Genomic DNA, 20,419 nt, shown 5'->3' with positions numbered 1-20,419 from the left:
CCGCCCCGCCCTACAGCAGCGGCGTGTAGGGCGAGTTCAGCGGGCTGAAGCTCGGCGTCGCCGACGCATTGCCCAGGAAGTTCGAACCGCCGAACAGGTAGCGCAGGTAGATGCTGCCGGTCAGTTGCCGGTAGTTCTGCGCATTGCTCAGCCCCAGGGCACCGCCCAGGTAGAGCTGCGGTGCGAGCTGGTACTCGAGCATGCCGGCGAAGTTGTAGGCGAAGCCGGTGTGGCTCTCGCCCGCATACATGCCGGTGAAGTTGCTGCTGGTGAGGTTCAGCTCCTTGGCCGCGGCAGCCGCCACGTAGGCCGCGCGCTGGCGCAGCGCATCGGTCGGGAAGTAGGGCGCATCGTCCTGCGTGAAGGACTGCACGCCCAGCGAGGCGTTGACGCGCCACGACAGGCGGTTGCTGCGCCCGCTCCAGTCCACCGGGAAGGCCACGCTCACATAGCGCTGCGGGCTGAAGTAGCCGCCGTGGCCGAAGGTGAAGTAGCTCAGGTTCTTGTCGTAGGCCATCACGCCCAGGTTCAGGCCGGCGGTCAGCGTCGAGCCGCTGCCGCGCAGGATGTGCATGTAGAGCCCGCCGCCGAGTTCGGTGCGGTTGTTGTCCTCGACGTTGGTGCCGGTGAGCACGTGGTACGAGCCGTAGCCGTAGAGGCCGTAGGTGCCGTCGTCGCGCGTGGCGTCGATGCGCCCGCCCGTGGCCACCACGCCGCCGCGGCGTTCACCGCTGAGCGTGTCCTTGGTGCCGGCGAAGGACAGCTGGCTGTCGGTGATCGGCTGGCGCGTGAGGTTGCCCTTGAGCGAGAAGGTGTCGGTCAGCGCGGCCGTGTAGCCGAGGTTGCCTATCACGTTGGTTTCCTCGAAGCCCAGCGGCGTGGTGCCGATGCTCGCATTGAGGGTCTTGCTCTCGTAGCCCACGCTCAGGCCCACGCCGCTCGCGTTCTGCGAGCCTGGCGGCGCGGCATAGCCCTGTGTCTGCGCCAAGGCGCCCAGCGGCCCTTCGCCGTAGCGGCTCAGCGAGGAATAGTCGGGCTGGACGCGGCCCGCATCGATCACGGTCGGCGTCGCGGTGACCACGATCTTGCCGCTGCCCACCGGGATGCGGGCCTGCACCGGCACCTGCAGGTCGGCCAGCTGGCTCAGGCCGGCTTCGCCCGCCCGGTTGCGGTAGACGGTGCCGGCGGTGATCGTGGTGGCGTGCTCGGTCTCGAGCGCCTGCAGTTCGGAGCGCAGCGGGTCGAGCGGCTGCGAGCTGTTGCGCAGCGCGCCGTTCCAGTCGCCTTCGTTGATCAGCGGCTGGCCGCGCTGCGGCGGCGGCAAGGCGTAGCCGCCGGCCTGCGCGCTGCCGGCCACCGCGGGCAGCGGATAGAAGGGCGCGGCCGGCGGGTTGATCGGGGCGTTGCGCAACGCGGGCGCGGCGGCCGCGCCGGCCGTGGTGCGGCGCGCGGTGCCGTTGTTGGCGCTGGCCGTGGTCGCGGTGCGGCCCGCGGCCGGCGCGCGGGCCGTGCTCGCGGGTTCGCTCCAGGGCAGGCCGGCGGTGCCGCCGGGCGCATTGACGTTGCCGTAGGTGGCGGGTGGGCCGGCGTAGCCTTGCGCAGCGAGCGGGGGCAACTGGCCGCCCTGGAATGCGATTGGCTGCGGCGCCGCGACCGCCTGGCCGCTCAGCACCGCGGCAGCCGAGGGCGCACCGCCGGTCATGCCGGCGAAGGGGTTGGCGGCGGGCGCGTTCACGCTGCCCGGCACCGGTGAACGGGCCTGGCCGCTGGCCAGCCGGTTCTCGGCCATGACGGCGGCGCGCAGGTACTGCTCGGCGCGGGCGTTGTCGCCGGCGTTGCGGTAGACGCGGCCGGTGGCGGCCAGCGTGCGCGACTGGTCGGGCGCCTGCTTGAGCGCGGCCAGCACATAGGTCTCGGCATCGCCGTGTTCCTTGAGCGCGCTGGCGCTGGCGGCCGCGGCCAGCAAGGTGTCGAGGTCGGTCGGGCTGCGCTGCAGCATGCGCTGGTAGAGGCCCAGTGCCTGGCGTTCGTCGCGCGCGGCGGAATAGAGCCGGGCCAGCGCGCCCGTCACGGCCACGTCGGACGCGCGTTCGGCCAGCATCGGCGCCAGCGCGTTGTAGGCGGCTTCGAGGTTGCCGGCTTCGCGCAGCGCATCGGCCTGACGCACGCTCCAGGCGGTGCGCAGGTTGTCGAAGTCGGTGCGCTGGGCGGCCGTCATCTGCGTGGCCTGCAGCTGGCGCAGCACGGCGGTCAGCTCGACGTCCTGCTGCGTCTTCATGAGGATCGACGCATAGAGCAGCCGGTCGCCGATGCTCGGGTTCGGGCCGCGCGCGAGCAGTTGCCGGCTCATGGCCAGCGCGCGCGGCGCGTCGCCGACCTCGGCGTAGGCGGTGGCGAGATCGCCCCAGATGTCGGCCGGGATCTCGCGGCCGAGCGTGGCTTCGGTCTGCGAGAGCAGCGTGCGTGCGACCGCGGTCTGGCCCTGGCGCGCGAGCGCCAGCGCCTGCTGCGTCTGGCCTTGCGCCCACAGCTTGCGCTGCAGCTGGGTCATGTCGCGGGTGCGGGTGGCGGCCGGCACGCGCTCGAGGTACTGGAGGCCGGCCACCGGGTCGCCGGCGTCGGAGGCCAGCAGCGCGCTCGCGTACAGCGCGTCGGGCATGTCGGGCTGCGACATCAGCAGACCGTCCATCACGCCGCGGGCCTGGGGCATCAGGCCCTGCTTGCGGTAGAGGTTGGCCAGGTCGAGCCGGACCCAGGGGCTGTCGGGATTCACCAGCATCGCGTCTTCCAGCGTGCGCTGTGCGCCCGCGGCGTCGCCGGCCTCGCCCTGCTGGCGGGCCTGGGCGCGCGCCTGCTCGACGCGCACGTTCTGCAGGCCGCCGATCTGCGCCGCCTGTTCGGGCGTGAGCTTCTGCGACAGCGCGAGCGCCTCGTCGGCGCGGCCCTGCCGGGTGTAGACGGTGATCAGGCCGCGGATGGCCTGGGCATCGCCGGGCTTGGCGTCATACACGCGCTTGTAGCCCTGTTCGGCCGCGGCGAGCTCGCCCTGCGCGAGCCGGATGTCGGCCAGCGCGATCTGGCCCACGGGTTCGCGCGCGTCGAGCTGCACCGCGCGCTCGAGCAGCGCCTGCGCGGCCGCGGTGTCGTTCTTGTCGCGCGCGTTGTTGGCCTGGCCGATCAGGTTCCAGTAGCTGGCGCTCTGCAGCGCCGAGGCCCACTTGCGGCCACCGCTGCGGCTGGCCTGCTCGAGGTAGTCCTGGGCCTGCGCGAAGCGCTCCTGGCGCAGCCGGATCAGGCCCAGGCCGCCGAGCGCTTCCGGGTCGCCGGGTTGCAGCCGCAGCGCCTGCTGGAAGCGCGCCTCGGCCGTGGCCTGGTCGCCGCGGTCGAGCGCCTTGAAGCCTTCGCCCAGCGGCTGGGCAGCGGGTGAGGCCGGCGTGGCCGGTGTGGCCGAGGCCTGCGCCTTGCCCAGGCTCTCCAGCCGCGCCGAGACGGCCGGGTCGCTCTGGCCGTCGAGGTAGGCCTGGTAGAGCGGGGCGTCGGCTTCACGGGCGTCGAGCCAGATCAGCGCCTGGCGCCAGGCGGCGCGCGCGCCGGTGCCGACGCCGGGGCGCTTCGACAGATCGGCCAGCGTGCGGATGCCGTCGCGGCGCGAGGGCTCGCGGTAGGTCTGCAGCTGCGCGAGCGCCAGCTTGTAGCTGAGGTTGTCAGGCTTGTCGCGCACCAGCTGCTCGAGCCCCTTGCGGCCGTCGTCCCAGCCCTGCGGCGTGCCGCCCAGCAGCTGGTAGTACTCGACCGCCAGCGGCTCCGGCGGCGGCTTGTTGTCGAACAGCGTGCGGTAGAGCTGGATCGCTTCGGACGTGCGGCCGGCCTGCGCGGCGGTGCGCGCGCGCTGCAGGTCGGTCTGCGGTCCGCCGGGCTGCTGCGCCTGCTGCTGGAAGCGCGCCAGGCGCGCGTCGGTCGGATGTGCGGTGCGCAGACGCGCGATCCATTCGCGGGCTGCATCGGCCTTGCTGCGCGAGAGCTCGACCTGCGCCATGCCGTAGAGCGCATCGGCCGCGTTCGGGTCCACGCGCAGCAGCTTGCGCCAGCTTTCCTCGGCCAGGTCGGCGCGGCCCAGGCTTTGCCAGTAGTTGCCCTGTTCGACCAGGGCGGCGCTGGCGTCGCTCTGCGCGTGCAGCGTGCCGCTGGCGCACAGCGCGCCGACCAGGCCCAGGCAGGCCATCCACTGGCTGGTGGTGGGGTGGTGTGTCCCCGGCGCGCCTGTCGTTGGCAAGGCGCCGCGCTTCATGCGGTTCGGGTGGAAGGGCATGCGGGTCTCCATTGGGGTTGCAGCTGTCCGGTGCGGCTGAAGGCGTAGCGGCCATCGAGCCAGCCTTGTCCGAACAACAGCAACATGCGTTCGTAATAGGGAAGGGGCGCCGCCGGCGACGCGGCGGTGCCGCCGAGGTCGACCGGGATGCGCGCCTGCTGGGCGGTGAGCGCGGCGCTGGCGCCCTGCGCCTTGAGGTAGGGCAGCAGCGCGCCGCTGAAGCCGGCGGGGCCGGTGCCGCGCACGGTGCCGGCGGCGGTGTCCACGTACTCGGGCGGCGCCTGCGGCCGCTCGATCACCCGGCGCGGGCCGTAGAGCGATTTCAGCAGCGCCGCGCGCGCCGGCTCCTGCGGATGCAGCATGCCGACCCAGAGGTAGACGCGGATCGCGTCGTAGCTGCCGACCGTGCCCTTGTCGGGGTCGGCGACGAAGGCCTTCTGCTCGGTCGACCAGGCGCACCAGTCGGGCGTGAAGCCTTGGGGCGAGGTGTCGACGATCATGCGCACCGTGTTGTCGGCGATCTCCTTCCACGGGCCGGTCGGCTTCTCCTGCTGGAAGCGGCGCAGCAACTGCAGCGGCAGGTAGCTGGGGTTGAGCCGCCACACCGGGCCGCTGGCCACGGCGCGGCTCCAGGGCAGCAGCATGCGGCCCAGGCCGGGCAGGACGATCACTTCCTCGCGCTCGACCAGCGCGAGCAGCGTCAGGCCGAGCGTGCGCCAGGCGGGCACGTCCCACAGCCGGGCCGCTTCGAGCAGCGCATAGGCGATCCACAGGTCGGCATCGGAGGCCGGATTCGGGTCGATCACGCCCCAGCCGCCTTCGGTCTTGCGGCCCCATTGCCAGGCCGGCAGGTGCTGCGCGAGGCTGCCGCCGCAGAGGTTGGTCTCGGTCCAGGCCAGCACGCGTTCGAAGCGGCGCCGGTCGTCGTGCACCAGCGCGAAGAACAGCGCGTAGGACTGGCCTTCGGAAGTCGATTGCTGCTGCGGCGTGTCGAAGTCGATCACGCGGCCGTCGGGCTGGATATGGCGCGCGGCGAAGCTGCGCCAGTCGTCCAGGGGCATGCAGCCGCCGAGCGACGACTGCGCCAGCGCCGGCAGCGCGGCCCCCGTCGGCAGCAGCGCGAGGGCGGCGAGTGCGCGGCGTCGCTGCATCATGGCCGCAGCCTCTTGCGCGCGACCAATCGCAGGCTCGCACAGGCCGCGGCCGCGCCCAGCAGCGCCAGCAGGATCGCCGCGCCGGCCAGCCCCAGCGGGCTGCGCGAGAGGTTCCATTGCAGCCAGGCGAGCGGCGGCAACTGGCCCACGTAGTAGCTGTCGCCGGTCAGCACGCTGTGGACCTGCGCGCCGCGCACGATGGCGGTGCTGCCCTGCACGCGCTGCAGCAGCTCGGGCGTCATCAGCGCGTTGAGCAGCGCGGGCTGCGAGGCCGCGTTGCTGACCACCGCGACCACGCTGCGCCCGGCGCGCAGCGGCGATTCGAAGCCGGCCAGCACGGCGTCGCTGCCGTCCTCGGCCACCGTCATCTGCGTGGTGTCGGGCAGGTCCTCGCGCTGGCGCGTGCCGGTGATCAGGTGCAGGTTGTCCTCGATCCAGCGGCCGAGCACGAAGGTCTGCGCCTCGGCCTTGCGCCGCAACGGCATGCGATCGGCCCACTGGGTGAACAGCGGCTGGTTCTTCAGGTCGCCGATCACCAGCAGGTCCTTGTCGGCCCACTGCGACACGTTGGCCGCCCGGCCTACCGCCACGCGCAGCGCGGGGTAGCCGGTCGCGTTGCCGATCTGGCCGAGCAGCGCCAGGTAGGTCTCGGTGTCGACGGTTCCGGGCTGGTCGGGCAGGACCACCGCGGTCTCGGCCAGGTCGGCCAGCCGGCTGAAGGGGAAGCCGCTGTTGGCATAGGCCGCGAGTTCGGGCATCGCCATGTAGTGCGGGAAGGACGAGATGTCGAGGGTCGAGGTCGGGTCGATCGCGCCGCGCACGTTGTCCAGCAGCGTCTGGCAGTTGCCCGCCGCGGGCTGGAAGTAGTAGTGCATGCGCAGCTGGCTGCGCGAGCCCAGCGCCAGCGGCGGCAGCAGCACCTCGCGGCGCTGGCTGGCGGTGCCGTCGGCCATCACCTTGATCGCCAGCGGATTCCACCAGCGCTCGCCGCCGGGGTTCGCGGTGCGCAGCGGCAGCGACCCGATGAAGTTGTCGTCGACGCTCAGGTTCAGCGTCGACTGGTCGTTGCGCACCCGCGGCGTGTAGCGGTACTGCAGGTCGAGCGGAATGCCGCGCGAGCGCCAGGTGAACAGGTCGGGCGGCATCTGCAGGTTGACCTTGACCACGTCGGGCGTGTAGCCGCTCACGTTGAGGTCGGCGGGCTGCGTGAGCTCGCCCAACTGCACCGGCCGGTCGCTGGCGATCCAGCGCGGCGCATCGTAGGGCTTGCGCGCGGGCGTCTCCTGCAGGCTGGCAATGGTCGCGCTGGCGCCGCTGAAGGCACGCGCGTTGAGCGTCAGCGCGGTGGCGGCGCTGCGCAGCTCCACAGCGTTGCGGCCCATCACCAGCAGCAGCTTGCGCGTGGCGTCCTGCGGGTGGTCGACCACCGTCACCGTGGGTCCGGTGATGGCCGGCAGCGTGAGGCCCGCGATGGCGGTCTCGGGCGTGGCGAAGACCACGGCGTTGCCCGCGGGCAGCGCGTCGCTGGCCACCGGGAAGGTCGCGCCGCGGTAGCCCGCCAGCGCGCCGAACCAGGACGACACGATGCCCGCGACCTCGAGCGTGGTCGACGAAGGGGTGCCGCCGAACACGAAGGGAATGTGGGCGCGGCGCACGTCGCGCCGGTCGAAGAAGGGCTGCGGCAGCACCGCGAGATCGCTCGCGGTCTTGAGCGGCGTGACGCTGAGCCGCAGCGTGCTCGAGGCATCGACCTTGGCCCACAGGCTGCTGTGCTGCGGGTCTTCGCATTCGCGCGTGTAGTGGCCGACGAGTTCGACGTTGATCCGGTTGAAGTCGGTCACCAGGCGGCGGTCGATCTGGATGTCGGCCGTCTGCGACTTGCCGGCGCCTTCGCGCGGCAGCGCCAGCGTGGCGATCAGCACGTCGTTCACGCTGACCTTGAGGTGCGACAGCTCGGGGATCAACGCGGGCGAATAGGCGTAGTTCAGCCGCAGCGCGGCGCTGGTGACCAGCTCGTCGGCGCGCACGCTGAACGGGATGCCGACCGTGCCGCTCACGCCGCGCAACTCGACCGCGTAGTTGAGGCCCAGCTGGGTCAGGTTGAACTCGCGCTGCATGCCCTCGGCCGGCGTCGCCGTCGCGAGGGGGCGCGCTTGCGCCAGTGCCGGGTCGGCGGCGCCGCCGGCCCAGGCCAGCAGGGCCAGCATGACCGCGCCGGCGCGCGGCCAGGCCGGCGAAGCGGGACGGGAAGAAAGGGGAGCGGCCTGCATCATCAGGTGGGTTCCTTGGCGCCGGCGACGGGTTGCGGCTGGCGGGGTGCGGGGCGCAGCTTCTGCAGCCCCGCGCGGTAGTAGTGGGCGAACATGTCCTTGAAGCCGATCGCGCTGATGCGCGCGATGTGGCCGATCACGCGGTGCACCGCGGCGCGCGGGTGGTTGCCCCAGCGCGCGGCCCAGATGTCGGCGCGGGCCGTGGTGCACTGGACCAGCGCGCGCTCCTGGTCGAAGCTCAGCGGGTCGAACTGCAGGCCCAGGCGCTTGCCGCGGTTGAAGCGCACATGGGCCGGGAAGCGGAACTCGGTGTCGCCGCGGAACAGCGCGACCGTCACGGCCGCCTCGGCCTCGGCCGTCACCTCGGTGGGCAGGTCCAGGCCCAGGCCGCCGGTGGAGAAGTCGTAGGTCTCGCAGCGCATCGAGTGGCCGTCGGCGAAGTACAGCGTGGCCGGGATCTGCAGCGCGATGCGGTGTGCGTTGCGCAGCTGGCGCGTCTCGTTGGCCGCGGCCACGCAGGCGCCGAGGATCACCAGGTTGTAGAAGGTCCAGGCCAGGTTGAGCCAGACGGTGGCGATGTTGTCCGAGTCGACCCAGCTCAGGCGCCACAGACCCGCGGCCACGCCGAGGAAGTTGAGCGCCAGCAGGAACAGGCTGGCCTTGGCGATGGTGGTGTCGAAGTATTCCTTCTCGATCAGGCCGCCCTTGGCCGTCACGTTGAAGCTGCCGAGCTTGGGGTTGATCAGCGCCACCAGCGTCGGGCGGAAGATGTACCAGGCCAGCACCGCCTCGTACACCTCGTTCCAGAACAGGTAGCGGAAGCGCCCCTGGATCCGGCTGTTGGTCAGGTTGGCGTGGAAGATGTGCGGCAGCGCGTAGGCGAAGATCATCGAGGCCGAGGCGTGGATCACGCTGGCGCCGAAGAACAGGTAGGCCAGCGGGGCGGTCAGGTAGATCAGCCGCGGCAGCCCGTACAGGAAGTGCAGCATCGCGTTGACGTAGCACAGGCGCTGCGCCCATTTCAGGCCGCGGCCGAACAGCGGGTTGTCGATGCGGAAGATCTGTGCCATGCCGCGCGCCCAGCGGATGCGCTGGCCCACGTGGCCCGAGAGGCTTTCGGTCGCCAGGCCCGCGGCCTGCGGCAGCGCGAGGTAGGCGGTGTTGTAGCCCAGGCGGTGCATCTTGAGGGCGGTGTGCGCGTCCTCGGTCACGGTCTCGACCGCGATGCCGCCGACCTCTTCGCAGATCGTGCGGCGCAGCACCGCGCAGGAGCCGCAGAAGAAGGTGGCGTTCCAGAGGTCGTTGCCGTCCTGGATCAGGCCGTAGAACAGCTCGCCCTCGTTGGGCACGGTGCCGAAGGTGCCGAGGTTCTTCTCGAACGGGTCGGCCGAGAAGAAATAGTGCGGCGTCTGCACCATGCCCAGCTTCGGGTCCTTGCCGAACCAGCCCATCGCGACCTGCAGGAAGGAGCGCGTGGGGATGTGGTCGCAGTCGAAGATCGCGATGAACTCGCCGCTGGTGTTCTTCAGCGCGGCGTTGATGTTGCCGGCCTTGGCGTGGCGGTTGTTGTCGCGTGTGACGTGGGTCACGCCCACGGCGTCGCAGAACACCCGGAACTCCTCGCGGCGGCCGTCGTCGAGCACGAAGATCTTGAGCTTGTCGCGCGGCCAGTCGATCGACTGCGCGGCCAGCACCGTGGCCCGCACCACCGACAGCGACTCGTTGTAGGTGGGAATGAACAGGTCGACCGTGGGCCACTGGTCGACGTCGTCCGGCATGGGCACCGGCTTGCGTTCCAGCGGCCAGGCGGTCTGCACGTAGCCCAGCAGCAGCACCACGAAGGCGTAGACCTCGGCCACCAGCAGCCCGAAGCCCAGCACCAGGTCGAGCGGGTTGTCCATGACCAGGGTCTCGGTCAGGCGCCAGTACATGTAGCGCGACGACACCACCACCGACAGGAAGATCATCGCCAGCGAGCCGAAGCGCCCGGCGAAGCGGTTGATCACCAGTGCCGCGACGAAGATCGCGACCGACAGCGTGAGCTGCTGCTGCAGGCTCAGCGGCGTGATGATCAGCGCGACCAGCAGCAGGCCGGTGACGAGCCAGGCCGCCGCGCGCAGCAGGGGGTGGCGGCCGAGCAGCGTGTCGTCGGCGTGGGTTTCGGCGGGAGAGGTCATGCGGGGAGCCTGGCTTGGGAAGGCGACGGCGTGGCCATGCCCGTCATCGGTAGAAGTGCGCGCCGGCCGCGGGCGCCATGGCGAAGCGCTCGAGCAGCCGGGCGGTGCAGTGGGCGAAATCGTCGACGGCCTGGCTGTGTGGCGCGTAGTGCCGCACCGTCGTGGCCGAGGCCAGGGCCTCGCTCACGGCCTGGTCCTGCTGCACCACGCCCAGCAGGCGCGTGCCGAGTGTGTCGCGCAATGTCTGCAGCACGTCGCGGTTGAGCCGGCGCGAGGCGTCGGCCTGGTTGATCACATAGGTGCTGGCCACGAAGTCGGGGCGCGGGCTGCAGTGCTTGTCGACCATGCGCTCGACGATGGGCAGCGTGGCGAAGGAGCCGGCGTCGGGCAGCAGCGTCACCACGTTGAGCTGCGACACCCGCAGCGCCTGCTGCAGGTAGACCGACGGACCCGGCGGCGTGTCGAGCAGCACGAAGGCGTCGTCGGGCAGCCGGAAGGAGGCCAGGATGTCGGCCAGCCAGTACGGGTGCGCGGCGAGCCGGCCTTCGAGGTCGATCTGGGCGTCGTCGTCGACCTCGCCGAAGGGCAGCAGCACCACGCCGTGGTGGCCGCGCTGCATGGCCTGCGGCCAGCTGCACGCGCCGCGTTCGGCATCGACGAGCCCGCCGGTGCCGTTCGCGCGCGGGTCGTCGGCCAGATGGAAGCGCAGCGCATTCTGCGGGTCGAGGTCGATGGCCAGCACCGGACGGCCGCCGGCCGCCAGCGCGATGCACAGGTTGGCAGTCACCGTGGTCTTGCCGACGCCTCCCTTGGCGGCAATGACGGACACGACCTGCATCGTCAGCCGGACCTGCGCCAGTGCGACATCAGACCCTGGCCTGCGGCAGGGGTCGGTGGTGTCGCGCCGGCAAGGCGGGCGAACAATGCATCGAGCGCGCGTGGCGCGGCGGCGGGCGCCGCTGCTGCGGGCGCAAGCGCTTGTACGGGGGCGGGCGGCGTGGCGGTTTCGGCCGCAGCGCGCGTGCCGTTCACCAGCGGCCAGGCGCCCTGTGTGCGCGGCGATTCGGCCGGTGCGAATTCCTTGTAGCGCGTGGCATCGCCGCCGAACTTGCGAAACAGGCCGGCGACGTCTTCCTGCTGGCGATTGTCTGCACTCATGCGGCGAGCCTCCCGAGCTTCAGCACCACCGTGGGCAGGCCGCCGGCGGCGTCTCGGGGCTCGGCCCGCACCTTCAGTTCGGCGGGCGAGCCTTGCGTGGCGAACCAGGTCTGGTAGGCGCCTTCGAAGAAACCCACGGTCCAGTCGGCGGTGTCGGGTCCGAAGGCCATCGCGATCGGGCTGCAGGCATGAACGATCGTCAGCTGCTCCGCGCTTTCTTCCAGTGTGACGAAGCCCCAGTCGATGCCTTCCCAACGCGCATTGAAGGCCGCCTGCAGGTCGGCGAGCGTGTCGCAGCGCGCCACCGGCAGGCTCCCTGCGACGCGTTCGCCGATCCGGAAGAACAGCCGACGGTTCTCTTCAGGGGGAAGGCCCGCACTCAGTTCGGCGGCCAGGGCGCGGTTGAAGTCCAGCCACTGCGCTGAGCATGTAATTCGTTCGTAGTAACTGAAAAGCGAGGTGGAGGTGGTCATGAATTGTTTCCTGATTGTCATGGTGCCATGGCCTGTTGACAACAAAGCTGACCCCTGGCGCGTCGCCGTGCGTGTGATCCGGACAACGGATTTCCGGCGCTGTTTCACCCTGGCCGGACGGTCCGCCGAGGGGGCTGCGGCCCTGCATTGCGCGCGTGCCGAGGTCGGTACAGGCGTTTGTGTCGGATTTGTTAACTTAAGTGTGATATTTTTGCTTGCCGATCACGTTTGAAGTAAACACAATTGATTACATGACAAACGCTCATCCCCTCCCGCTGGCCGTCTGGAGCCACCCGGGCGATGCGGCGCGGCACGTCGCGGTTCCCTCGTCGTCCCGCGCCGCCGATCAATCCCCCCACGTTCCCACTTGGCGCCCGGCGGCGCCGGGTTTCTTCTCACGCGCCTGGCCGCAGCGTTCGCACGGGGTGCCTTTGACATGATCGGGCGCGACGATGTCCGCTTCGCGCGCTTGAGCCCCGAGGATCTCGAGGAGATCGCGCTGGGCCTGCGCATGCGGTCGATCGGTGGCGACAGCACGGCCGGGGCCGTGGCCGAAGCGCTGGAGTCGGTGATCCGGCGCCGGCGGCTGGCGCACGAGCGCAAGATGGCCGCGCGCTTCGTGTCGTCGACCTGGCATCGCATGGCGTTCTGGGCGACGACACGGCAGTAGGGCGCCGTTCAGAGGCGCCGGATCACGTCGGCGTGGCTCAGAACCCGGCGTCTTCCGGCGTCGAATCGCCTTTCCTGGCGTATTCGCTCGGGCACACCCCGTACTTCCGGCGGAACACCTGGCCGAAGTAGCCCGGATCGGAAAAGCCGCAGGCATAGGCGATGTCCGAGACACAGGTCGGCGCCTTGGCGGCGGTTCGCAGCAGCCGGGCCGCGGCTTCGAGTCGCTCGCCTCGGAGGGCGTCCAGAAAGGTCTCGCCTTTTCCGGCATTCAGGAAGACCTTGTGCACATAGCGCGTGGACACGCCGAACTGCGTGGCCAGCGTCGCCACGCCGATCTCCGGATTCGCGTAGTTGTCGCGAACCCATTGGTGCATCCGGGCATGCAGACCGCGATCGCGCGTGGAGGTGCGCTGTGTGCCGCAGGCCTCATCGCCTGGTGCCGGTACCGGCTCTTGTGCCAGCGCCATCGACAGCAGGGACATCACGTGCTCACCGATGATCTCCTTCTCGAAGGGACTGATCAGCCCGTTCAGTTGCTCGAACTCCCAGTTCCGGAGGTAGGCGGACAGAACCCTGGCCCACCCCTTGTCGCCCCGCAGCCGATGGCCGGTGGCTGCCGACATGCCTTGGAGCCAGCGCGCGATCAGGGTGTCCGACAGCCCGATGATCCAGGCGTCGACGAACTGAAGCGAGAGCAGTGTCGCGGCGGTCTTGCCGTCCATGAGTGCCATGTCGTCGGGCCCCAATGTGAGGTTGCGCCCCGAGGGGTCGCGCACCGTGAGGCCGCCATGGCGGATCATCACCAAATGCAGAGGGACGCGCCGTCCTTCGCCGATCGCCGTCATGGCCCGGCGGCAGGCTTTCTCCGCGGGCCCCTGGACGCGCATGAAGCACATGTTTGCGAGCTCGACCATGGTGCAGCGCTCCAGGCCTGCGCCATGCTCGGGATCGTCGTCGTCGTCGACATCCGGATGCGTGGACATCGACGCGGCGCTTCGGGCCAGTCCATGGGGTGCCGGAAAAGTACCGGCTTGCCGTTCGTCTGCGAATTTCATCGCGCCTCCCTTGGTTTTCTATGGATGAATGTCTCTTGTTCAGTTCGCTGCGCTGGCTGCCGTCACCGGTGTGGCGGCCGGGAACACCCGTCCGCCCTGCACGACGCCCCAGATGCCGATGTCCTTCAGTTCGCCTGCCGGGCAGTCCAGCGGGTTGCTTTCCAGCACGGCGAAGTCCGCCCGCTTGCCGGCCTCGATCGAGCCGATCTCGTCGTCCAAGCCGAGCGTGTAGGCGGCGCCCAGCGTGATGGCGTGCAGCGCCTGGTCGGTACCGATACGTTGCGCCGCGCCCAGCACCCGGCCGGACGACGTGAGGCGGTTGACCGCGCACCAGGCCGTGAACAGCGGCGCCAGCGGCGTGACGGGTGCGTCGGAGTGGATGGCGAAGGGCACGCCGGCGTCGATGGCGCTCGCACAGGCATTCATCCGCTCGGCGCGCTCGGGGCCCAGCGTCTGCGCATGGTGGATGTCGCCCCAGTAGTACAGGTGGTTGGCGAAAAGATTGACGCACAGCCCCAGCGCCCGCATCCGCAGGAACTGTGCGCGGGTGCTCATCTGCGCATGCTGGAGCGTGAAGCGGTGGTCGAAGGCCGGTGACTCCGCCAACGCGGTCTGCATGCAGTCGAGCGCCAGTTCCGTGGCCTCGTCGCCATTGGTGTGAAGGTGCACCGGCACGCCGCTGCCCAAGGCATGGGACAGCAGCGTGCACAGCTGCTCGGGTGCCACGTACCAGAGGCCGTTGGCCGCGCCGTTGAAATAGCCGGGCCATCGGACGCGTGCCGTCAGGCCCTGGATCGAGCCATCGACCACCACCTTGACGAAGCCGAGCCGCAGGCGATCGCTGCTCAGGGCCTTGAGGCGCACGGCATTGGCGACCGTTTCCACGGGCCCCTGTCCGGCCATGCGCTGCATCGAGACCACGCGCAGAGGGAAGTCGGGCGCGCCCGTGACGCGCAGCATCATGTCGACGATCTCGTCGGACAGCGGGTTGGAGAGATCCGCGACGGTGGTGACGCCGGTGCGCACGCACAGCCGCGAAAAGACGCGGATGCCGTCCTCGTCCGCTGCCAGCAGCTGGCGGCTCAGCCCGGCCGCCTCGGCCACCGGCCACATGGCGTCCGGCCCTCGGAGCTCCCCGGTGGGCAGTCCGTCCGGGCCGAGCGGAAGCCCGGGGTGGTCGATGCCCGCACGCAGGTATCCGGCGGCCTGCAGGCCCGCCGTGCTGGTGCTGATGACATGCAGGCTCGCATGCATCAGCACGACCGGCTGCTGCTCGGACACGGCGTCCAGGTCGTGCCGGCCGCAACGCGGGTCGTCCATCGAGAGCGGGTCGAAGCCCCAGCCGATCACCGGCGTGTGGGGCGTGCGTTCGTGGGCTGTCCTGAGGCGTGCGATCACTGCCCTCAGCGTGGTGAGCGCAGGCCACAGCTGCCCGTCCGGATCGGTGCGATCGTGCGGGCCGACATAGACGAAGCGCCACAGCGCGCCCTGGGACAGGTGGCAATGACCCTCGACGAAGCCGGGCAGGAGCACCTGGTGCTGGAAGCGCATGTCGACCCGGTGCGCGCCCCATTGCGCGAGTTCTTCGCGGGAGCCGACACCGAGAATCCGCCCATCGCGAACCGCCACGCAGTCGGCAAGCGGCCGGTTCGGGTTCATCGTGAGGATTTTTCGGGCCGGGTAGAGCGTGGTGGTCACGTGGCGCATCCCTTCAGGCACGACGGTGGCTGTCGGCGCGGCGCGTGCCCGCCTCGCTCGGTACGGCGCAACGCCAGACCAGTGCCCGCAGCAAGGTCTCGTTCCAGGTCGCGGCCGGCCCGATGCAGACCAGGCGGCCGGTGGCGAACGCCTTGCCCTTCCACGGCGTCGTGATGCAGCGGGCCCCGGACAGCTGCAGCTGCACCGCCGTCCCGTCGGCCCCGCGCAGCAGGCCCTTGGCGCGCACGATCCGGTCGGGATGCGCGGTCAGCGCCCGCTCGAGCGCCTCCACGTCCACCGTGCCGGCGAAGGCGAAGCTGATGCTGCGGAAGACGCCATGGGCACCGGCCCGGAGGTCCAGCGGCCGCTCGGCGGGATTCGTCTCGGGGCGGCGCGCCATTTCGCCGCGCGGGATCGGCATGTCGAACAGCAGTTCGGGCGCCACCTGGCCCCGCGTGGCCTCCAGCACGAAGGCCTGTGGGGCCTGCTGCGCGACCCACTGGCCGAGGCCGGGTGAGGGGGGCGAGGGCAGCAGATCGAGCTTGTTCAGCACCAGCATGTCGGCCTGCTGCAGCTGGCAGCGCACCGTCTCGCCCACATAGCCGTTCGCGGCCTGCTGCTGGATGGCGCCGGCGTCGGCCAGCACCACCACCGTGTTCAGGCGCAGCCCCTGGACCAGCTGCAGGGCCCGGGCCACGCTGGCCGGCAGGGCGACACCGCTGGTCTCGATCAGCACATGGTCCAGCGACGCCGCGCGGTCCCGCGTGCGCAGCAGGGCCGCCATCAGATCCCCGCCGAAGCTGCAGCAGATGCAGCCGCCGGCCAGGCTGATGACATCGTCCTCGCGCGCCTCGATCAGGTCGCCGTCGATGCCGAGGTCGCCGAAGTCGTTGACCAGCACCGCGATGCGGCGGCCCTGGGCGCTGCGCAGCAGATGGTTGACCAGGGTGGTCTTGCCCGCGCCGAGGTAGCCCCCGAGGAGGGTGACCGGCAACGCCTGCGGCGCCGTCGGAAGCGTCGGCGTCATTGGACGGGCCTGACGTCGCCGGACGCGCGCACCAGGAGAACGGCGGGGCCGCGGCTGGCCGGCGTTCCGAAATTCAATTCCCCGGGCCGCTTCCGGGCGGCCTCGAGCAGCGCCTCCATCGTGCGGTGTGGGCTGTCCGCCCTGACGATCCAGACCGAGGGGGTGCTTTGAACCTGCCCTACCGGCGTGAAACTGCTGCGGGAATAGGGCGCGTTGGCTTCCGCATTGAGATAGGTCATCTGGGTATCGAAACCCTGCGTGAATGCGATGGTTTGGCCGTCCGATTTTTGCCGCAGCATTTCGGTCAATGCAATTTGGCCGCTGGCGCCCGGCTTGTTCAATACGACGGTCCGCATGCCCCACTTGGCATCCCAGTGCGGAGCCATCGTGCGCGCCATCAGGTCGACCATGCCGCCCGGGCCAAAAGGCATGTTCACGGTGATCGTGCCGCCCGATTCCGGAAAGTCGGCCGCCAATGCAGGAGAGAAAAAAATGACAAATGTCGCCGATATGGCAATGATCTTGTTCAATTGTGTTGAAAACTTTTCCATACGTTCCATGGCAAACTCCTTAAAAAATTAAGGCGTAAAAACGAGGCAATAGTTGATACTAAATTGATTCCAGATACATACAATTCACCGATCTGTGCCATGCGTGGTGAGCCATGATTGACAATTCTTTTGACCTGAATCTGATTCGGCTTTTCGTGAAGATGGTCGAATCCAGAACGCTCACGGCTGCGGCCGCAGCCAGTGGCATGACGCGCTCGAATGTCTCGCGCAGCCTGAAGGCCCTGGAGTTGCGCCTGAACGCGCAACTCATGCTGCGCACCACTCGGCACATCGAACTCACGGAGGCCGGGCGCCACCTGTACACGCATGGCTTGCGCATGCTGGATGAAGTGCAGGCGGCCGCCTCGTCGATCGACAGCCTGGGGCAGACCGTGCGGGGCGACGTACGCATTCGCCTTCCCACCGGCCTGGGGCACCTCTACCTCACGCCGGTGCTGATGGACTTTGCGAGGCAGCACCCGGCCATTTCATTGCGGGTCATCATCAATGACTACATTTCCGATGTGATTTCCGCGGAGGTCGACGTCGCGCTGAAAATCACTTCGCGGCCGCCGGAAGACCATGTGGCGCGACGGATCTGCGATGTGAGCTGGTGCCTGTGTGCGACACCGGAATTCCTCGCCAAACAAGAGCCCGTCGTGCACGCGCAGGACCTGACGCGCTGCGACCTCATTGCCCCGGCCTCGATGGGGCGGCATTTCGACCTGAAGCTCAGAGCGTCCGGAAGCCCGTTGGCGTTGCGCGTGACGCCGCGCATCCAGTCAGGGGACTATCGCTTCATCTATGAATCGATGGCCGCGGGGCTCGGCATTGCCTTGCTCCCCCGTTATGCGGTGTGGCAGCAACTGGCGTCCGGACAGGTGATCGAGGTGTTGGGCGACTACGACCCGGAGGGCGTGGGCGACGGGATCTACATGCTCACGGCGTCGAACCGATTTCCCGCGCTCGCCACGCGAACGTTGATGGACTTCATTCGGCGCCATCTGGAGGAAAAGGAAAAGAACTGGGCGCGAAGGCTTCCACCCGCCGAAGCGACTGAGCCCGCGTGTTCTGGCGAAAGATCGATACCCGGGTCACTATGATGAGCTGCTTAGGTGGGACATCCTTGAGGAAGCATGGTGGAGCTGCATGACATGTTGACGAGAGCGAGGCAGACGGTGGTGGGGGCCTTGCTCGTGGTCCTGAGCGTCGGATGCACACCCCTCCCAAGCGGCGGGGGGCTTTCAGGCGATCGCGATGCAACGTACAAGGTCGAGAACCGACCCGGCGGTTTCCTGATCTCGTCGACATACCCCGGCCATCGGTTCGCCACAGAGAGCGAAGCTCAAGCTGCTTGCAAGAAGAGCCTCGTGGCCACCGCGCACGACTACGCCGATAGCTTCGGCCGCAAGATCGAGCCTGTGGCCGAGGCGCGCATTCGCATCAGCATGGGGCGCAACGGAACGACGGGAATGACCAGCTGCGACGCGTCAGTGCCGGTCGTGTGGACACGGTGACTGGCAAGGTGCTTGTCGTCCAGTTCGGTAGCGACGCCGCTTCCTGCCAGCGTGTCGCAAATCGGTCGAGACCCGAGACGGCGAAGCGAGACTGTTGCCGGGCATCGTGCGCAACGATCACATGATGCTTGCGCCAGCAAGCGTCCTGAAGAATCGGTCGGCTACGGGTGCGGGGTCATCGCTGCGAGAAGATGGCTTGGCGCCAGCGCTTCAGGCTATGAACACGAAACTAAGCACTAAGGTGAGTCCGATGACGGTGACAAAGATCGCCAGTTCCCTCATGGCGGCGCCCGGCGCATCTTCTCCGATCCGTCTTCGTGTTGGCGTTTGCAGCTTCATGTGCACCCTTTAGACTTACTGGGTTCGCGATCGTATGGGGTTCCTTGGGCGCCGTCCTCCCATATTTGAGGTAGATCCAGGGCAAGCGTCCGCACCGCGTGGCCAGCGGCACGGCGCTGGGTTCGCTGACGGTGAGCCCCTCAGTGCGCGAGAGAGCGCAGAGGTGGACGCGCCGGCTTGGATGGCATAGCGCATTTCCGTCAAGGCTCGGCGGGTTTACCTACTCTGCATCCGGTTGCACGCCGTTACGGTGGTCTGAAGGAATGGAGACCGCTATGAAACTTTCAGGCTTTTATGCACTGTCTTTTAGCGCCCAACTGCCCGGCGTCGGTGCAGTGGTCGTGATCAACGATGGGGTCGTGCACGGGGCGGATACGCAGTATCTGTATGCCGGCACCGTTGAGCAGGATGGCGACGAGATCAAGGTCAAACTCAGGGTGAGGGCTCATGCGGAAGCCGCACAGATCGCTTTCAGCAAGCTCGGCGGTGCCTTTGACTTAGCGCTTGAAGGAACCGGCAACGACATCGCCTTCTGCGTTGCAGGTGTGTCCCCGTTGCCTGACTCCTCGATCACCGTCACTGGGCATCGAATCGGCTCGCTTGACTTGGTCACAGGTTGAGAGTCCGCGGGCGACCGACCGAGACCGCGCACGTCCCTCGAGCGGAGGGCAGACCCGCGCCCCGAATCGCTCGGGGATGCAGCCGCGCCGCGCGGCATCTCATCGGCGATCAGCTCGAAGTATGGGCACAGGTCGATATCGGGCTACGAATGCCGCTGGCAGTTTGCCCGCGCGCTGAACGCGAAGCACCGTCTCATGAGCCCCTGGGCTCCGGCGCTTGTGGCTGTTTTCCGTTGTGGACGGGCTCGCCTGCAGGCTCAGGGCGGCATTGCTTGCGCCCGCTCCTCGAATGTGCGGCGTAGTTCGAGCAACGCGCTTTCCGTCGTGTCCATCATGTGTGCCACCTCGACCGTGCTCAGTTCTGGATACCCTGGCGTCGCACGAAGAAAGTGGTCCAGCTTCTCGCACGCCGCCTTCCAAGCGAGAGCCGCGATTTTCTGGTCTGGTGTCAGGCGAGAGTTGGTTTGTGGCATACCGGAAATCAACCTACGAAGGACTGCGGGGGAGTCGGTTGAGCGTACAGGGGCCCACGGGCCGATGCTGTACGCGCTCGATCCAGTGGTTCTCTGGCTGCCCTCGCGTCTCGACCCAGTGCGAGCCAGCGCCGTAGACCTGTTCCCCCGCCTTGACCATCAGATCCAAGTCACGGGCGCTCGCCGCCGTCCTTTCGTGCCAAACGCCGAAGAGGAGGAGATCGTCGCGAAAGTGCACGATTTCGGATTTCCACTGCAGGCGAATTTCTGTCATTGATCCGTATTTTGCTTGGGCCACGCGCAGCAACATACGTCCTAGAAAGGTGCCAGCAGGTCGGACTTGGTGTAGGCAAGCTCGGCCTATCGGATCATCGCGGCGGCTACGCCGGCGCGAGCACCGTCCGAAATCGCCCAAGCCGCGAAAGCCGACCTCCCTCGCTTTTGGCAGGGTCTGCTGACTCGAAGACAGGCTGAACGCCCCAGGTCGGTAACGCGCCAGCGGCGTACTGCTGCGCGAATTCCTGCGATGGCGGGATCGGCTTGATGATGTCGATCAGCACGCCGTTCGGGTCGCGCGTGATGAAGTGGCGCTGGCCGAAGGCTTCGTCACGCAGCGTCAACAGGATCGGCAGGCCCGCGGCTTTCAACCGGTCGTGAACGGCATCGGGATCGTCTACCTCGAAGTTGAGCAGCAGGCCGCACGCCACTTGGCCGCGCGCGGGCTCGGGAACGGTTTCGTGCCGCCCGTCGAGCACCGCGAGGTTGACCGGCAGCTCGCCCGCCAACTGCAGGTGCACGTACCAGTCACTGGTGAACAGCGGCGCGAAGCCGAAGTGCCGTTGGTAGAAATCCGCCGTGCCGGTCACGTCGCGCGTCATGACCACGGGGTAGTAGCTCGTCACTTTCATGAGAGGGTCCTTTCATTA

18 protein-coding genes and 1 pseudogene are annotated in these 20,419 nt (G+C 68.8%); 5 read left to right on the top strand and 14 right to left on the bottom strand.

Annotated elements, in window-relative coordinates; genetic code table 11:
• Window positions 1–10: 10 nt before the first annotated feature.
• Genes ACSFBC_RS08135 through bcsD form a run of 7 tightly spaced genes read right to left on the bottom strand, consistent with a single transcriptional unit; the run spans window position 11 to window position 11,541 of the window.
• Window positions 11–4,309 carry a cellulose biosynthesis protein BcsC gene (locus ACSFBC_RS08135; protein WP_435509796.1) on the bottom strand — a complete coding sequence of 1,433 codons (4,299 nt, stop codon included), beginning with the start codon at window positions 4,307–4,309 and terminating at the stop codon, window positions 11–13.
• Window positions 4,285–5,463 carry a cellulose synthase complex periplasmic endoglucanase BcsZ gene (bcsZ, locus tag ACSFBC_RS08130; RefSeq protein ID WP_435509795.1) on the bottom strand — a complete coding sequence of 393 codons (1,179 nt, stop codon included), beginning with the start codon at window positions 5,461–5,463 and terminating at the stop codon, window positions 4,285–4,287. Before bcsZ ends, ACSFBC_RS08135 begins: the two co-directional genes overlap by 25 nt.
• The gene (gene bcsB / locus ACSFBC_RS08125; protein WP_435509794.1) at window positions 5,460–7,736 is read right to left on the bottom strand and encodes a cellulose biosynthesis cyclic di-GMP-binding regulatory protein BcsB; all 2,277 of its coding nucleotides are present in this window, start codon (window positions 7,734–7,736) and stop codon (window positions 5,460–5,462) included. Before bcsB ends, bcsZ begins: the two co-directional genes overlap by 4 nt.
• The gene (bcsA, locus tag ACSFBC_RS08120; protein ID WP_435509793.1) at window positions 7,736–9,910 is read right to left on the bottom strand and encodes a UDP-forming cellulose synthase catalytic subunit; all 2,175 of its coding nucleotides are present in this window, start codon (window positions 9,908–9,910) and stop codon (window positions 7,736–7,738) included. Before bcsA ends, bcsB begins: the two co-directional genes overlap by 1 nt.
• Window positions 9,911–9,953: 43 nt before the next feature.
• The gene (gene bcsQ / locus ACSFBC_RS08115; protein WP_435509792.1) at window positions 9,954–10,748 is read right to left on the bottom strand and encodes a cellulose biosynthesis protein BcsQ; all 795 of its coding nucleotides are present in this window, start codon (window positions 10,746–10,748) and stop codon (window positions 9,954–9,956) included.
• A 2-nt stretch (window positions 10,749–10,750) separates the two neighbouring features.
• Entirely contained in the window at window positions 10,751–11,068 is a 318-nt protein-coding gene (bcsR, locus tag ACSFBC_RS08110; protein ID WP_435509791.1) for a BcsR/BcsP family cellulose biosynthesis protein, read from the bottom strand.
• Window positions 11,065–11,541, bottom strand: coding sequence for a cellulose biosynthesis protein BcsD (gene bcsD, locus ACSFBC_RS08105; RefSeq protein WP_435509790.1), 477 nt, complete (start codon window positions 11,539–11,541; stop codon window positions 11,065–11,067). The genes bcsR and bcsD overlap by 4 nt, the downstream gene beginning before the upstream one ends.
• On the opposite strand from bcsD, the gene ACSFBC_RS08100 reads away from it, so the two are divergent.
• Together ACSFBC_RS08100 and ACSFBC_RS08095 are read left to right on the top strand one after the other, a co-directional pair.
• Window positions 11,540–11,773, top strand: a complete 234-nt coding sequence (locus ACSFBC_RS08100) for a hypothetical protein (RefSeq protein WP_435509789.1) — start codon at window positions 11,540–11,542, stop codon at window positions 11,771–11,773. The genes bcsD and ACSFBC_RS08100 overlap by 2 nt on opposite strands.
• Before the next feature lie 204 nt (window positions 11,774–11,977).
• The gene (locus tag ACSFBC_RS08095; protein ID WP_435509788.1) at window positions 11,978–12,211 is read left to right on the top strand and encodes a hypothetical protein; all 234 of its coding nucleotides are present in this window, start codon (window positions 11,978–11,980) and stop codon (window positions 12,209–12,211) included.
• A gap of 37 nt (window positions 12,212–12,248) precedes the next feature.
• On the opposite strand, the gene ACSFBC_RS08090 is transcribed toward ACSFBC_RS08095, so the two are convergent.
• The 4 genes from ACSFBC_RS08090 to ACSFBC_RS08075 are packed head-to-tail and all read right to left on the bottom strand — an operon-like array spanning window position 12,249 to window position 16,553.
• Window positions 12,249–13,268, bottom strand: a complete 1,020-nt coding sequence (locus ACSFBC_RS08090; RefSeq protein ID WP_435509787.1) for a helix-turn-helix transcriptional regulator — start codon at window positions 13,266–13,268, stop codon at window positions 12,249–12,251.
• 39 nt (window positions 13,269–13,307) lie between these two features.
• The gene (locus ACSFBC_RS08085; protein ID WP_435510051.1) at window positions 13,308–14,975 is read right to left on the bottom strand and encodes an amidohydrolase; all 1,668 of its coding nucleotides are present in this window, start codon (window positions 14,973–14,975) and stop codon (window positions 13,308–13,310) included.
• 4 nt (window positions 14,976–14,979) lie between these two features.
• Window positions 14,980–15,993: a CobW family GTP-binding protein gene (locus tag ACSFBC_RS08080; RefSeq protein WP_435509786.1), complete on the bottom strand. Its 1,014-nt coding sequence runs from the start codon at window positions 15,991–15,993 to the stop codon at window positions 14,980–14,982.
• Window positions 15,990–16,553: a Bug family tripartite tricarboxylate transporter substrate binding protein gene (locus tag ACSFBC_RS08075; RefSeq protein ID WP_435509785.1), complete on the bottom strand. Its 564-nt coding sequence runs from the start codon at window positions 16,551–16,553 to the stop codon at window positions 15,990–15,992. Before ACSFBC_RS08075 ends, ACSFBC_RS08080 begins: the two co-directional genes overlap by 4 nt.
• Window positions 16,554–16,657: 104 nt before the next feature.
• Here ACSFBC_RS08075 and ACSFBC_RS08070 point away from each other — a divergent pair, with 104 nt between their 5' ends.
• Window positions 16,658–17,647 carry a LysR family transcriptional regulator gene (locus tag ACSFBC_RS08070; protein ID WP_435509784.1) on the top strand — a complete coding sequence of 330 codons (990 nt, stop codon included), beginning with the start codon at window positions 16,658–16,660 and terminating at the stop codon, window positions 17,645–17,647.
• Between the two features lie 33 nt (window positions 17,648–17,680).
• Complete coding sequence (locus ACSFBC_RS08065; RefSeq protein ID WP_435509783.1) at window positions 17,681–18,061, top strand: hypothetical protein; 381 nt, start codon at window positions 17,681–17,683, stop codon at window positions 18,059–18,061.
• A gap of 210 nt (window positions 18,062–18,271) precedes the next feature.
• On the opposite strand, the gene ACSFBC_RS08060 is transcribed toward ACSFBC_RS08065, so the two are convergent.
• The gene (locus ACSFBC_RS08060; RefSeq protein ID WP_435509782.1) at window positions 18,272–18,400 is read right to left on the bottom strand and encodes a hypothetical protein; all 129 of its coding nucleotides are present in this window, start codon (window positions 18,398–18,400) and stop codon (window positions 18,272–18,274) included.
• 275 nt (window positions 18,401–18,675) lie between these two features.
• Between ACSFBC_RS08060 and ACSFBC_RS08055 the strand changes: the two genes are divergently transcribed.
• Window positions 18,676–19,020, top strand: coding sequence for a hypothetical protein (locus ACSFBC_RS08055; protein WP_435509781.1), 345 nt, complete (start codon window positions 18,676–18,678; stop codon window positions 19,018–19,020).
• 257 nt (window positions 19,021–19,277) lie between these two features.
• Here the strand turns inward: ACSFBC_RS08055 and ACSFBC_RS08050 are convergent, their stop codons facing one another.
• Both ACSFBC_RS08050 and ACSFBC_RS08045 read right to left on the bottom strand, forming a co-directional pair.
• Entirely contained in the window at window positions 19,278–19,493 is a 216-nt protein-coding gene (locus ACSFBC_RS08050) for a hypothetical protein (RefSeq protein WP_435509780.1), read from the bottom strand.
• 485 nt (window positions 19,494–19,978) lie between these two features.
• Window positions 19,979–20,401 (bottom strand): annotated as a pseudogene (locus ACSFBC_RS08045) (VOC family protein); the annotation flags it as partial.
• Window positions 20,402–20,419: the final 18 nt, after the last annotated feature.

It is taken from the genome of Variovorax frigidus (assembly GCF_051216515.1).
Taxonomy (GTDB): domain Bacteria; phylum Pseudomonadota; class Gammaproteobacteria; order Burkholderiales; family Burkholderiaceae_C; genus Variovorax.
Note: the sequence above shows the minus strand (reverse complement) of the source record. Positions and strands in the feature narration are given on the sequence as shown.